The sequence below is a fragment of the Alteromonas sp. AWQ4_252 genome (assembly GCF_056158205.1).
The window spans coordinates 3,099,700-3,114,681 of record NZ_JBSWSV010000001.1; the positions used below are offsets into that span (position 1 = coordinate 3,099,700).

The 14,982-nt window shown below is 45.1% G+C and carries 10 protein-coding genes; all 10 read right to left on the reverse strand.

The genetic code is table 11. The features are described 5' to 3' along the window. Window position 1 precedes the first annotated feature (1 nt). Entirely contained in the window at window positions 2-1,462 is a 1,461-nt protein-coding gene (locus ACXACM_RS13685; protein ID WP_474822399.1) for an MFS transporter, read from the reverse strand. Window positions 1,463-1,749: 287 nt separating this feature from the next. Further along, window positions 1,750-3,567, reverse strand: a complete 1,818-nt coding sequence (locus ACXACM_RS13690; RefSeq protein ID WP_474824356.1) for an alpha-amylase family protein — start codon at window positions 3,565-3,567, stop codon at window positions 1,750-1,752. A gap of 127 nt (window positions 3,568-3,694) precedes the next feature. Then, complete coding sequence (locus ACXACM_RS13695) at window positions 3,695-4,585, reverse strand: PEP-CTERM/exosortase system-associated acyltransferase (RefSeq protein WP_474822401.1); 891 nt, start codon at window positions 4,583-4,585, stop codon at window positions 3,695-3,697. Between the two features lie 588 nt (window positions 4,586-5,173). Then, window positions 5,174-5,683 carry an RNA methyltransferase gene (locus ACXACM_RS13700; protein ID WP_474822402.1) on the reverse strand — a complete coding sequence of 170 codons (510 nt, stop codon included), beginning with the start codon at window positions 5,681-5,683 and terminating at the stop codon, window positions 5,174-5,176. Between the two features lie 122 nt (window positions 5,684-5,805). Next, window positions 5,806-6,678: a succinate--CoA ligase subunit alpha gene (gene sucD / locus ACXACM_RS13705; RefSeq protein ID WP_474822403.1), complete on the reverse strand. Its 873-nt coding sequence runs from the start codon at window positions 6,676-6,678 to the stop codon at window positions 5,806-5,808. Further along, complete coding sequence (sucC, locus tag ACXACM_RS13710; RefSeq protein WP_070124077.1) at window positions 6,678-7,844, reverse strand: ADP-forming succinate--CoA ligase subunit beta; 1,167 nt, start codon at window positions 7,842-7,844, stop codon at window positions 6,678-6,680. The genes sucD and sucC overlap by 1 nt, the downstream gene beginning before the upstream one ends. A 142-nt stretch (window positions 7,845-7,986) precedes the next feature. After that, complete coding sequence (gene odhB, locus ACXACM_RS13715; RefSeq protein WP_474822404.1) at window positions 7,987-9,480, reverse strand: 2-oxoglutarate dehydrogenase complex dihydrolipoyllysine-residue succinyltransferase; 1,494 nt, start codon at window positions 9,478-9,480, stop codon at window positions 7,987-7,989. Between the two features lie 10 nt (window positions 9,481-9,490). After that, on the reverse strand, window positions 9,491-12,313 hold the full coding sequence (locus tag ACXACM_RS13720) for a 2-oxoglutarate dehydrogenase E1 component (RefSeq protein ID WP_474822406.1): 2,823 nt from the start codon (window positions 12,311-12,313) through the stop codon (window positions 9,491-9,493). A 170-nt stretch (window positions 12,314-12,483) separates the two neighbouring features. Continuing rightward, window positions 12,484-13,194: a succinate dehydrogenase iron-sulfur subunit gene (locus ACXACM_RS13725; RefSeq protein WP_474822408.1), complete on the reverse strand. Its 711-nt coding sequence runs from the start codon at window positions 13,192-13,194 to the stop codon at window positions 12,484-12,486. 14 nt (window positions 13,195-13,208) lie between these two features. Continuing rightward, window positions 13,209-14,981 carry a succinate dehydrogenase flavoprotein subunit gene (gene sdhA, locus ACXACM_RS13730; protein ID WP_474822409.1) on the reverse strand — a complete coding sequence of 591 codons (1,773 nt, stop codon included), beginning with the start codon at window positions 14,979-14,981 and terminating at the stop codon, window positions 13,209-13,211. Window position 14,982 lies beyond the last annotated feature (1 nt).

Genomic DNA, 14,982 nt, shown 5'->3' on the forward strand with positions numbered 1-14,982 from the left:
ATCAGGCTCCCTTATCAGTGTCATTTATATCCGGCGCTACCTCGCTTACGAAGGCAACGGCAATAGCACCACAGAGCATTGAAATTCCTGCGACCAGAATGATATTTATTGCATCATTGTCAAATAATGAACTAACAATCCATCCGGCGCTTAAGCCAGCAATGATTTGAGGTACTGCTACAGTAAAATTGAAGATCCCCATGTACGCGCCAGTTTTAGCCGCAGGCAAAGAGCCCGCAAGCATGGCATAAGGCATCGCCAAGATAGCCGCCCAAGCAATGCCAACACCAATCATAGGGAAGATAAGATTTACCGCGCCTTGAGGAACAGTAATTTCTGTGATGAGTAAATTAACGTGTACTTGTTCAAAATCCTGTAGAACAAGAAAGCTTAGGTATCCTACACCACCAAGTACCAGAGATGATGCATAGACAGTTTTGCGTCCAAACGTATCCGCGAGTCGAGCAAGAAAGACGGAAAAAATCGCAGCGAATACACTGTATGCGGCAAACAATATACCAACCCAATCACCAGCGGCGCCTTTCGCTGCGACTACATGTGAGGGAACATCTACCATCATTGCGATATATTTTGGATCAAACCATTGTTTGTCCACGCCCCAAATATGCTGAGTAATAGCGGGCATGGTGTAAACCCACATTATGTAGAGCGCAAACCATGAAAAAAATTGAACCACAGCAAGTTGCTTCATTGTACCTGGCATCGCCAGAAGTAATTCGAAAACGCCTTGTCTATTTTGTTTTTCTATTTCATTTGCATCAAGATCCAACCCCTTATAACGGGCGTACTCTTCTGGTGCGTATTCTTTTGTGCGGATCACAGTCCATATCACAGAACCTAAAAGCACAGTTGCACCCAGGTAGAATGCCCAGATCACTGATGGCGCGACCTCCCCTAACGATGCTGTGTTATCCAGCCCCACCAGATTCGTAAGAATAAACGGTAGCAATGAACCAATGACCGCACCTATATTGATGAGTAATGCCTGTACGCCATACCCAATATTGCGCTGGGATGCGGGAACCATATCTGATACTAATGAGCGAAATGGTTGAAAACAGACATTAAAAGACGCGTCCATAAGCGCTAACATCACAGCCCCAAATAACATCGGCGCCATCACTGTCACAAATAGCGGTGCATTGGGCATCAGTAGCATTCCCATAGCAGCTGCAATGGCGCCAATAAGGATAAATGGACGACGTCGCCCCAACCTGTTCCATGTTCTGTCTGACGCTGAACCAACAATAGGCTGAATAATGAGCCCCATCACTGGTGCTACTAGCCAAAACAGAGAAAGTGAGTGTAAATCGGCACCGAGGTCAGACAAGATCCTACTCACATTCGCATTTTGTAATGCAAAACCAAACTGGACACCGAGGAAGCCAAAACTGACATTCCAAATTTGCCAAAACGGGAGCTTAGGCTGAGATTGTTGCATAAATGTCTCTTGTTATTTTTGTGTGGATTTCAAAGATTGTGTTTTTGTGTAATGACATTATCTGCAACGATTTACTGACAATGCTTCGCCATACACTGTTAATATTTAGTTAATTAATTTGCATAGTACGCACAGAGCTTACGTTAGCCAATCCCCTGCATACGTATTCACAAACCTGTCATACAAAACTTAGCGTGTTGTAACAGCGCCTTGAATTATTGAAAAATGCGAAAAACTTGTGTGGCCTTATAAATATATCCCCACCGCTTTTTTCTATAATCCGGTTGTTACTCAAGGACAAAAGATGCAAGTGGTGGCAACTGCATCTTAATTTTTACTCCGTCTTGATACGGGAGAATGTTAACGGTGGCATCATCCAATATATTTTTAAGGGTTGTGCTAGGTTGCAATTGCAAACGTTGCATTAACTCTTTGTGAAACACCAGAGAGACAGATACCGTTTTCTTACTGTAAAAATTACTGACACTTATAATTTTATCTTTGCCCTGTGATCGTGCAAAAGCAAACACTAAAGGGTCACTGAGTTGACCATCTACGGTCAAATGAGGTGACAGTGGAACATACTCCCCCTTGACTGCATCGTGAGAGGCCGCTGCGGTTAGTACTTTTTTATAATATTCCCGTAAGCCACGTTCTTCACTACTTAGTTGTCCGCCATCAAATGCACCATTATTCATCCATCGCTGGTGAGCAGGAACACCACCGTAGTCAAATATGGATGTTCGTGATGGGTTTCCAAAACCCAGGGACTCACTCCCATCTTCCCCGACTTCCTGACCAAAATATATCATCATGGGACCAGAGTTAGAGAAAGCAGACACCACCAAGGCAGGCTTACCTTTCATTGCATCACCTGCAAATTCGGGGCTGGCAATACGCTGCTCGTCATGATTTTCGATAAAATGCAGCAAGTTATGCTCTATATCACTTGTTTGCATGAGGTCTCGGTGGAGCTCTTTAACATCACCTTCTTCACGCATGACTGCTTTTAACGTATCGTAAAAGCCGACTTTGTCATATAAATAGTCCATTTTACCCATTGAAATATAAGGTCTGTAGCGCTCAGGTTGATAAACTTCGGCCAATAGTAAAGCCTCTGGATTAACCTGCTTAATATGACTGTTAAGATATGACCAAAAAGCGACAGGCACCATCTCTGCCATATCGTAGCGAAAACCGTCGACGCCTTTATCCAGCCAGTACAAAGCAATATCCTTAAACTTTTCCCACGAATCAGGAACGTCCACCTCTTGCCAGTATTCATAATGAGCATGTATGGATTTATGAGCGAAGCTGGGATCTGGCTGTAAAAATTCCATTTCTCCCGCTGGCGATACGCCGTAATTTATTTTTACCGTTTCATACCAGTCGTTAACATCGGGTTTTGGGGAACGAGCACCATTGCCTGTCCATTTCGCGGGCTTTTCTGAAAATTCGCCATCTGCCATTAAGTGTTTCTGCCCACCTAGAGGCATAGTTTCACGGGTAAATTCGGGAACTTCGAATGCACGGTCAGGTACATAGTAAAAGCTGTTGTCGCGATGATAAACTTGGCTGACATCGTCATCCAGGCCAAAAGTAGTTTTAGGTTTTGTTAATGACTCATAACGCCTGGCAACGTGGTTAGGTACTATATCAATTAAAACCTTCAAACCATGGCGATGAGTTCGACTGACTAATGCTTCAAATTCAGCCAGTCTGTTGCGTGGATCATCAGCGAGGTCAGGGTCAACATTGTAGTAGTCGCGAACAGCATAAGGCGAACCCGCACGGCCTTTTACCACGTCAGGATCGTCTACGGGGATCCCGAAGTGTGAATAATCTGTCACCGAGGCATGATGTGGAACGCCGGTATACCAAATGTGACTAACCCCAAGTGCTTTTATCTCCCTAAGGGCTTCATCATTGATATCACTAAACTTTCCTACACCGTTTTCCTCAATCGTTCCCCAGGGTTTGTTAGCGGTATTCTTGTTTCCAAAAAGCCGGGTGAAAACCTGATAAATAACAGGCTTTTTCTGGCGCTGCGTGTTCAAATCAGGTTCTCCAGATTGTGCAGTAGACTCCAAACTCACCGCGAGCATAAATAACACAATTAACATCACAAAATGTTGTCTTAGAGAAAAGTAACGCATTCCCGCTCCCCATCAAAACAAAAACCCGAGCATACAGGCTCGGGTTTAAGAAACAACATACATACGTATTCACATATCAAGCCGCACGGGTCTTTTGACCTTTAGAGACAAGTGCCGAAGGCTTGGGCCGAAGAGAACCAAAGTTGGGAATAGCTTCCAACTCTTTAGTTATTTTGTGATAAAAACGATTAAGGGATGGTGAAATTTGTTGTAGGAACTCATCTGGAGACAAACGATATGCTGCCCGCTCACCATGGTATTCAATGACGCCACCAATCTGATTAAACTCAATACCCAGCATTCGAAGGCTTCTTGCTAGTTTTGGCTCCATCATTACATATACATTTTCAACATCTCGAAGTACGCAGATTGTTGCAGCAAAAAAATAGAGAGCTAGCGTTAAATACGGAAAGTTTCTTGTACGCTTCTTTTTGTTGAAGCCTTTATCTAAAGATTTGCCTGTAACAGGGGATAAGTTGGAATCGGATTGTCGTCGGCGAAATCGTTTCGGTATTGCTAACCGAGATATCTCACATACCGCGTGACGTGGACAGCGGGTTGGGCTGTTTTCATCAATTCGAATAGCTTCGGGACAGTTTTGTTCCATTGGCAACATTTGTCCACTGTGTTGAGGCATAACGACACGAATAGTACCTGCACAATCACCAGACGCTTTATGTTTTATATAACAACTTAACGCATACTCATCAAACTCATCAAATTCCATTTTAGTTTGACGAACCTGTTCGTATCCCATCTCCTCACAGTAAACCTGGTGACGAGTCTTAAAACACGTTCGTTGATCATTTTCTTCTCTGGCTACTACCAGAGTAAAGTGTTCAAAAAAATGTTCGGCTGCAGCATCAATGGCCTTATTCATTTGCCGACGAACCAAAGGCCGAACCATTTGCTTGACCCCCGGTACTTGATGCACTTTTTTAAAAGCATTTAGCAAGCGACGTTTCACTTTGACTCCCAACGATTTTCAAATTGTATTTTTATTTTTAGAGTCTAATTTTGATGCTTCCACTGCAAACAGTCGCAATCTAAAAACCTGTGCGCCAGGCTATAGCAAGTGAGAACGATTGAAGTTAGACAGAAAAAAGGGATCTGCGAACCAAAAACGAATCTTCACGCAGATTGCGAATAAGTACTCTTATATGCGTTTATTATTTCAATGAATCTTAATCAAATATCAGACCACTTTCACAAAATATTCGACAAAAGTTTAGTCGAGCAACATTTTTTATGTGATCCAAAAGGTAAGATGGGCACTATTACGTTTATTTATATGAGAAATCACCGTACTAAAGACTAATAAACTTTTGTTTTAATTATTGTTTATGTGTTATCACAACAATATGTATCCCTTTGTATTACAAATACACCTTTATAAATATATCTGGTCTATCCAGATCGATTTTGGGTGAGAGGATCTGGATCTTTATTGCACAAAGAACTATTTGGCTGCGAGATCGTAAAAAAAGCTGACACATTGATTTTGCTATTAACTTGAGTGTTACCAATTTGCGTCACACGGAGTTTTAGCTATGAATCAACAACCTGGCTCAACCTTACCGCGATTGTTGTTGTCCCTTGATGCACGTATGAGTGCATTACTCCTTTCAAACTGACCTTTCGCCAAACGGTCGTACAACACTATGTTTACTGTTGATGCCAGGTTCAGACAACCTTTGGTTGGAATATAAATTACGTCATCAGCCCAAGACAAAACATCTGTGGGTACAGACCCATCTTCAGGGCCGAAAATATAGAATGCATTATCCTCATGGACATAATCTGGTAATGGAATGGCACCTTCGATGAGCTCCACGACAACCACTTTTGCCCCACTTGGTCTGATATGTCGCAAATCATCTACACTGACAGTTGGAATGATCTTATGCATGGCCTTAGTATCAGCGTTAAAGTTTTTTGCATAGTTATAGCGTTGGCCAGTGTAAAACACGCTGGAAGCATTAAAGCATCCCACTGCACGCAACACACTAGCCACATTTGACGCACTTTTAGGGTTAATTAACCCAATACTCACCTGTTCTTTCACGACAGTTTCCTCAAACTAAATTCCCAATTTAGAATACTACAATGTGACTCATGTCTTGAACCCTATTGTGATGGGCAAAAAAAAGCCCGCAAATATGCGGGCTTTAGTAAACAAAGGCAGTATTACCAGCCTGTTTGTTCGCGCAATGCTTTACCGATGTCGGCCAGAGAGCGAACAGTCTTAACGCCTGCTGCTTCAAGCGCTGTAAATTTATCGTCTGCAGTACCTTTACCACCTGCGATAATTGCACCGGCATGGCCCATGCGCTTACCAGGAGGCGCTGTTACACCAGCAATATAAGAAACAACCGGCTTAGTTACATTTTCTTTGATGAAAGCAGCCGCTTCTTCTTCAGCAGTACCACCGATTTCACCAATCATTACAATGGCTTCAGTCTGTGGATCGTCCTGGAACATTTTCAGGATGTCGATGAAGTTAGAACCTGGGATTGGGTCACCACCGATACCAACACAAGTTGATTGGCCGAAACCTTCGTCAGTAGTTTGTTTAACTGCTTCGTACGTGAGCGTACCAGAGCGAGAAACAATACCTACTTTACCAGGCTTGTGTATGTGACCAGGCATGATACCAATCTTACACTCTCCAGGAGTGATAACACCTGGGCAGTTAGGGCCAATCATGCGAACACCTTTCGCCTCTACGTATTCTTTCACGTAAAGCATATCAAGGGTTGGGATACCTTCAGTGATACACACGATTAACTCGATACCCGCATCTGCAGCTTCAACAATTGAATCTTTACAAAAAGGTGCTGGTACGTAGATAACTGTTGCAGTTGCGCCAGTTGCTTCTACCGCTTCACGTACAGTATTGAATACAGGAAGACCTAAGTGCTCAGTACCGCCTTTGCCCGGTGTTACACCACCGACCATTTGCGTACCGTAAGCAATTGCTTGCTCAGAGTGGAATGTACCCTGACCGCCAGTGAAACCCTGACAAATTACTTTAGTATCTTTATTAATTAATACAGACATTATTTGCCCTCCGCTGCAGCAACAACTTTTTCTGCTGCATCAGTCAGCGATTCAGCAGCGATGATATCAAGACCAGAGTTAGCTAGAACATCACGGCCAAGATCAGCGTTTGTACCTTCGAGACGTACAACAACAGGCACTTCAACGCCGACTTCTTTTACTGCGCCGATGATACCTTCTGCGATCATGTCACAACGCACGATACCACCGAAGATGTTTACCAATACTGCTTTAACATTGCTGTCAGACAGGATGATTTTGAATGCTTCAGCAACGCGCTCTTTGGTCGCGCCGCCACCAACATCCAGGAAGTTAGCTGGCTTGCCGCCGTGTAGGTTTACGATGTCCATTGTACCCATTGCAAGGCCTGCACCGTTAACCATACAACCTACGTTACCGTCTAGTGCAACATAGTTCAGCTCGAAAGACGCAGCGTGCGCTTCACGGGCATCTTCCTGTGAAGGATCGTGCATCTCTTTAACTTTCTTCTGACGATACAATGCGTTACCGTCTACGCCCAGTTTGGCGTCGAGGCAGTGCAGGTTGCCATCAGTTTTAATAACCAGTGGGTTAATTTCAATCAGCGCAAGGTCAAGATCTTCAAACATTTTCGCCAGACCGAGGAAGATCTGCGTAAATTGCTTAACTTGTACGCCTTCCAGACCCAGTTTAAATGCCATTTCACGTGCTTGATAAGGCTGAGGACCAACAATAGGGTCAATTTCAGCTTTCAGGATTTTTTCAGGTGTTTCTTCAGCAACGGTTTCGATTTCGACACCGCCCTCTGTTGAAGCCATGAAAACAACCCGACGCGTACCGCGATCAACAACCGCACCTAAGTACAATTCGTTGGCGATATCAGTGCAAGATTCAACCAGGATCTTGCTAACAGGCTGACCTTTTTCGTCAGTCTGGAAAGTCACCAAATTTTTGCCAAGCCATTTTTCAGCAAAAGCACGAATGTCTTCTTTGTCTTTTACAAGCTTAACGCCGCCAGCTTTACCGCGACCGCCAGCATGTACCTGACATTTTACTACCCACTCGTCACCGCCGATTCGATCGGCTGCTTCTACTGCACCTTCAGGTGTATCTGATGCGTATCCTTCAGAAACTGGTAAGCCGTATTCTTTGAATAGCTGCTTACCTTGGTATTCATGCAAATTCATGGTGTTTCTATCCGATTTTTAGTAAGACAAAAGCCGCACACGCGACTTGATTAAAATATCAGCCTTGTTCACTCAAAGACTGACCAGGTGCACAGGTAAACATTCGCAGTGAGTGTTTACCTGCACACAATTACAAATCAATTTATACGTCTAGTAACAGACGTGTTGGATCTTCCAGCATTTCCTTCACGGTAACCAGGAAGCCAACTGACTCTTTACCATCGATAATCCGGTGGTCATAAGACAATGCAAGGTACATCATAGGCAGTATTTCCACCTTGCCATTTACCGCCATAGGGCGATCCTGGATTTTATGCATTCCAAGGATAGCACTTTGTGGAGGATTGATGATAGGCGTAGACATCAGAGAACCGAAAACGCCACCATTGGTAATGGTGAAATTACCACCCTGGAGTTCGGCCATGGACAACTTGCCATCACGCCCCTTAAGTGCCAGCGCTTTAATACCTTTCTCGATACCCGCCATACCCAGGCTGTCCGTATCCTTCAATACCGGAGTCACCAAACCTCGCGGAGTAGACACGGCAATAGAGATATCGAAATAATTGTGATAACAGATGTCGTCACCATCAATAGAAGCGTTAACATCCGGGAAGCGCTTAAGTGCTTCAGTAACCGCCTTTACATAGAAAGACATAAAGCCAAGGCGAATACCGTGGCGCTTCTCAAAACTGTCCTGATATTGCTTACGCAAATCCATGATTGGCTTCATATTAACTTCGTTAAATGTCGTCAACATGGCTGTGGAATTTTTCGCCTCAAGCAGGCGATTAGCAATTGTTTTGCGAAGACGTGTCATGGGAACACGTTTTTCGGTACGATCGCCAGTGGGCAGGTCAGCTACCGTTTCAGATTTTGCTGCAGGAGCGGTCTTGGTATCGCTACCAGCTTTAAGATATTGCTCAACATCTTCTTTGGTAATGCGGCCGTTTTTACCTGAGCCTTTCACCTTAGATGCATCAACACCTTTTTCGGCCAGCAGGCGGCGAACGGAAGGACTAAGTGCATCACTATCTTCGCTATCATCAGACGCAGCTGCAGCAGGTGCAGAAGCTGAACCGGAAGCACCTTCAACGAATTTCGCGATTACTTCTTCTGCGGTAACAGTGGCACCTTCTTCAGCAAGGATCTCAGAAAGAGCCCCATCTGCAGGAGCAACAACTTCAAGTACAACCTTGTCAGTTTCGATGTCTACAAGGTTCTGGTCTCTGCTCACTGCTTCGCCAACTGCAACGTGCCATGTAGCGATAGTGGCATCAGCTACTGACTCAGGCAAAACCGGTACTTTAACATCACTCGTTTTACCAGAAGCCGCAGGTGCGTCTGCTTTTGCCGCATCTTTGGATTCTGCAGGCTTAGCAGCTGCTGGCGCACCATCGCCTTTGCTCAATTTGGCGATAACTTGTTCGCCCAGTACTGTTGCGCCTTCTTCGTTTAAGATCTCACCAATCACACCATCAGCAGGTGCAACCACTTCAAGCACAACTTTATCAGTTTCAATATCAACCAGGTTTTGATCGCGTTTTACTGTGTCACCGGCCTTTACATGCCAAGTTGCAATGGTGGCATCGGCAACTGATTCGGGCAGAACCGGAACTTTTATCTCAATTGTCATCTCTGTTCCTTTATTTAATCGTGAGTGCGTCTTCAACCAGGGCTTTCTGTTGCTGGTTGTGTACTGATAAATAGCCTACAGCAGGAGAAGCTGACGCTTCACGTCCCGCGTATGATAATTTTGCGCCATCGGGAATGGCTTGCCAGAAGTGATGCTGACTGTTGTACCAAGCGCCTTGATTCTGAGGCTCTTCCTGGCACCATACCCAATCTTTAACATGACTGTATTGCGCTACAATTTTAGCGCATTCTTCCTGTGGAAAGGGATACAGCTGTTCCAGACGAATAATCGCGACGTCATCCTGTTCATTCTTACGGCGTTGGTCAAGCAAATCGTAATATACCTTACCGGAGCACATCACCACACGCTTAACTTTAGCTGCATCAATGTCATCAATTTCGCCGATAACGTTTTTAAATACACCTTCAGAAAGTTCTTCAAGTGTTGATACCGCCAGAGGGTGACGCAACAATGATTTCGGCGACATTACAATAAGCGGTTTACGCATGGGTCGAATAACCTGCCGGCGAATCATATTGAAGACCTGAGCTGGTGTAGAAGGTACACAAACCTGCCAGTTGTGATCGGCGCACATTTGCAGGAAACGCTCAAGGCGGGCTGAACTGTGCTCAGGACCTTGACCTTCGTAACCATGTGGTAACAGTACTGTAAGACCACACAAACGACCCCACTTGGCTTCGCCCGAGCTTAAGAACTGGTCGAACACAACCTGCGCACCATTGGCAAAATCACCGAACTGCGCTTCCCAAATAGTAAGGCAACTGGGTTCGGCAGTGGCAAATCCATACTCAAACGCCATTACTGCCTCTTCAGACAGAACAGAGTCAAAGATCTCAATTTCGCCTTGCCCATCACGGATATTCTGAAGGGGCATAAAAGTGCCAGCGTTTGTCTGGTTATGCAAAACTGCATGGCGATGGAAAAAAGTGCCTCGACCGGAATCCTGCCCAGTCATACGAATATTGTGACCGTCGTCAACAATAGATGCATAAGCAAGATTTTCCGCCATTCCCCAGTCCAGAGGTTTGTCACCGGAAGCCATGGCTTTGCGGTCTTGATAAACCTTATTAACGCGGGAATGTAGTTTGAAATCTTCCGGGTAATCGCTAATGGACTCCCCTAGCGCCTTCAGTTTTTCTACTGAAATACTTCCGTCATATGGAACATCCCAATCATGGCCGATAAATGGAGTCCAGTCGACAGAGTGCTCAGTCATTGGACGCCATTCTTCAACAACACATGCACCATGATCCAATGCTGCACGATACTCTTCAATCATTTTCTCAGCATCGCGGGCCTCAATGGAACCTTCTGCAACTAATTGGTCAGCGTAGAGCTGACGAGGTACCGGATGTTTCTTAATTTTTTGGTACATCAAAGGTTGCGTAGCATTTGGCTCATCTGACTCATTGTGGCCGTGACGGCGATAGCAAACCAAATCAATAACAACGTCTTTCTTGAATTTGTTGCGATATTCTAATGCCAGGTTTGTGACAAACAAAACTGCTTCAGGATCGTCAGAATTAACGTGAAAAATAGGTGCCTGAACCATTTTCGCAATGTCGGTACAGTACTGCGTAGAACGTGTGTCTTCAGTTTTGGACGTAGTGAAACCAACCTGATTGTTGATAACAATTCGCACGGTACCGCCCACAGCAAAACCGCGGGTTTGAGACATGTTAAACGTTTCCTGAACCACACCCTGTCCGGCAATAGCTGAATCGCCGTGAATAGTTATGGGTAACACCTTGCCAAAATCGTCGTTTCGACGGTCGATACGCGCTCGAACAGAACCCATTACAACCGGGTTAACAATCTCAAGGTGAGAGGGGTTGAACGCCAGTGCAAGGTGAACATTGCCACCGGGTGTTGCAAAATCGGATGAGAAACCGGCGTGATATTTCACGTCGCCGGAACCCAATGAGTTATCGTGTTTTCCGGAAAACTCATCGAACAGTACGGATGGGTTCTTACCCAAGACATTAACCAGTACATTCAGACGCCCGCGGTGAGCCATACCAATCACGACCTCTTTGGTACCAACGCTTCCCGCTTCGGTAATAAGCCCTTTCAACATGGGAATAAGTGCGTCACCACCTTCAAGGGAGAATCGTTTTGCACCTGGAAACTTGGCTCCCAAGTATTTTTCCATTCCATCGGCAGCGGTTAAGCCCTTAAGAATAGAAATTTTTTGTTCTTTACTAATCTGAGGACGAGCCTCAACAGACTCGATGCGCTGTTGCAACCAGCGTTTTTGCTCAGTATCAGTGATGTGCATATATTCCGCACCCACTGAACCGCAATATGTTCGATTAAGTGACTTGTAGAGTTCCCCTAATGACATGGTATCTTTACCAATGGCATAGGAACCTACATTAAAATTAACGTCAAGATCTGCATCAGTCAGACTGTGGTGAGAAAGGTCTAAATCCCTTGCTTTGGGTTGTTTCCACAATCCGAGCGGATCTAAATTTGCGTTCTGGTGACCACGAAAACGGTAAGCGTTAATCAATTGCAAAACCTTGACCTGACGGTCATCAGAAGGACTTCCTCCCTCTTGAGACGAGCCCGAGGTCATTCTTGCAATCGGGCCTAAAGCCGCTAACTGTCTGAACTGGTTTTTAATGGACGTATGGTTTGTTTCCAATTCAACGCCGTCGACCTTCGGTAGGGAGTCGAAGACCTGTCGCCAGGAATCAGAAACGCTTTGTGGATCATCGATGTACATTTCGTACAGCTCTTCCACATAGGCAGCGTTGGCGCCCGCCATATGCGAGGAATCCCACCACGCTTTCATCACGCTTTCTTGCATTATTGTGCCTTGCTACGTTTAGGAAAAACTTTTAATACGGCTTTATATTATGGCTGTTATTTTTATAAGAACCAACCGTTTATGCCGTATATATAAAAAAATAGCCATCCCAACGGATGGCCATTCAGTGAAATACAGTCTGTACCCATTAAAAAGAGTCAGAAAATGTACTAAACAGCCCGTTGTAAAAGCATTGACTTAATTTGTCCAATTGCTTTTGTTGGGTTTAGTCCTTTAGGACAAACACTGACACAGTTCATAATACCGTGACAGCGGAAGACGCTGAACGCATCATCAAGATCGTTAAGCCGTTCTTCAGTAGCAGTGTCACGACTATCGATAAGAAAACGATAAGCATGCAACAGACCTGCAGGACCAACAAATTTTTCTGGATTCCACCAGAAAGACGGACATGACGTTGAACAACAGGCACACAGAATACACTCATACAGGCCATCTAACTTAGCGCGATCTTCAGGTGACTGAAGATGCTCGCGGGCCGGAGGCTGCTTACTGTCATTAATGAGGAACGGTTTAATTTTCTCATACTGATTGTAAAACTGTGTCATGTCTATAACCAGATCACGAACAACAGGTAATCCAGGCAATGGTCTGATGACAATCTTTCCTTTACCTAAAGCAGAAAGCGGCGTAATACATGCCAGGCCATTTTTGCCATTCATGTTCATACCATCTGAACCACATACTCCTTCACGGCATGAGCGACGGAACGACAAAGTAGGGTCCTGTTCTTTGAGTTGGAGCAACGCATCCAACACCATCATGTCCTGCCCTTCTTCCACTTCAAGCTTGAAGTCTTGCATCTTAGGCGCGTCATCAACCTCAGGGTTGTAACGATATATTGAAAAATTTAATTGCATGATACTAGCCTCTCTTAATATGAACGCACTTTCGGCGGGAACGCTTCCCGTAACTTAGGCGCCATATTGACGTCACGTTTCAACATACTTTCTGTCGCTGGGTTGTAGATACTGTGGCATAACCAGTTCTCATCATCGCGTTCAGGGAAGTCGAAACGACTGTGCGCACCACGACTCTCAGTGCGGAAGTTTGCTGCAACGGCAGTGCTGTAAGCAGTTTCCATAAGGTTGTCCAGTTCCAAACACTCAATGCGCTGAGTATTAAAGTCGGCACTTTTATCATCCAAACGAGCATTTTTAAGCCGCTCTCTGATTTCCTTAAGTTGCTCAAGACCATCAGCCATAGCGTCACCTTCGCGGAACACCGAGAAGTTAAGCTGCATACATTCTTGCAAATCTTTCTTTATCTGTACCGGGTCTTCGCCCTTTCCTTTTTCAGAACTTTCCCAACGATTAAAGCGGGACATTGCAGCGTCAAGGTCAGACTCAGAAGCATCACGACTTGGTGCAATTTCTGATAATTTTTCACCCAGATGTAAACCTGTGGCACGACCAAATACAACCAAATCGAGTAGTGAGTTTCCGCCCAAACGGTTAGCGCCGTGTACAGAAACACAGGCAATTTCACCACAGGCGAATAATCCGTTGACTACCTTGTCATTACCGTTTTCGTCAACAGTCAAACACTGACCATCTACATTGGTTGGGATTCCACCCATCATATAGTGACAGGTTGGTATAACCGGAATAGGCTCTTTAACCGGGTCAACGTGAGCGAAAGTTCGGGACAACTCAAGAATGCCTGGTAAACGAGACTCAAGAACATCCTTGCCAAGGTGATCGAGCTTGAGCTTAATGTGGGTTCCCCATGGACCTTCACATCCGCGTCCTTCGCGGATCTCTGTCATCATGGAACGTGCGACTACATCACGACCGGCTAAGTCTTTAGCATTTGGAGCGTAGCGCTCCATGAAGCGTTCGCCGTCTTTGTTGAGCAAATAACCACCTTCACCACGACAGCCTTCAGTAACCAGTGTACCGGCGCCAGCAATACCCGTTGGGTGGAACTGCCACATTTCCATATCCTGAACTGCAACACCTGCACGCAATGCCATGCCCACACCATCACCAGTGTTAATGTGAGCATTAGTCGTTGACGCAAAGATGCGCCCCGCTCCACCGGTAGCTAAAACAACAGCGCGGGATTTGAAATAAACGACTTCACCGGTTTCAATATCAATTGCAGTACAACCTACTACATCACCATCCTGATTTTTCACCAGATCAAGTGCATACCATTCAGAGAATACCTTGGTTTTATTTTTTACATTTTGCTGATAAAGCAAATGCAGCAATGCGTGACCGGTTCGGTCTGCAGCAGCAGCCGTACGAGCACCCTGCTCACCACCAAAATTTCTAGACTGACCGCCAAACGGACGCTGGTAGATTTTACCATTCTCGAATCGCGAGAAAGGCAGCCCCATGTTTTCCATTTCAATAATGGCTTCCGGGCCAGTTTTACACATATATTCGATAGCGTCCTGATCACCGATGTAATCAGAGCCCTTAACGGTGTCATACATGTGCCATTCCCAGTTATCTTCGTGGGAGTTGCCCAACGCTACAGTGATACCGCCTTGTGCGGACACTGTGTGAGATCGGGTTGGAAAGACTTTAGACAACAACGCGCAAGATTTACCCGACTGGGAAATTTGTAATGCGGCACGCATACCCGCACCGCCAGCGCCGATTACTACAGCGTCAAATTCATGTACTGGTAAACTCATA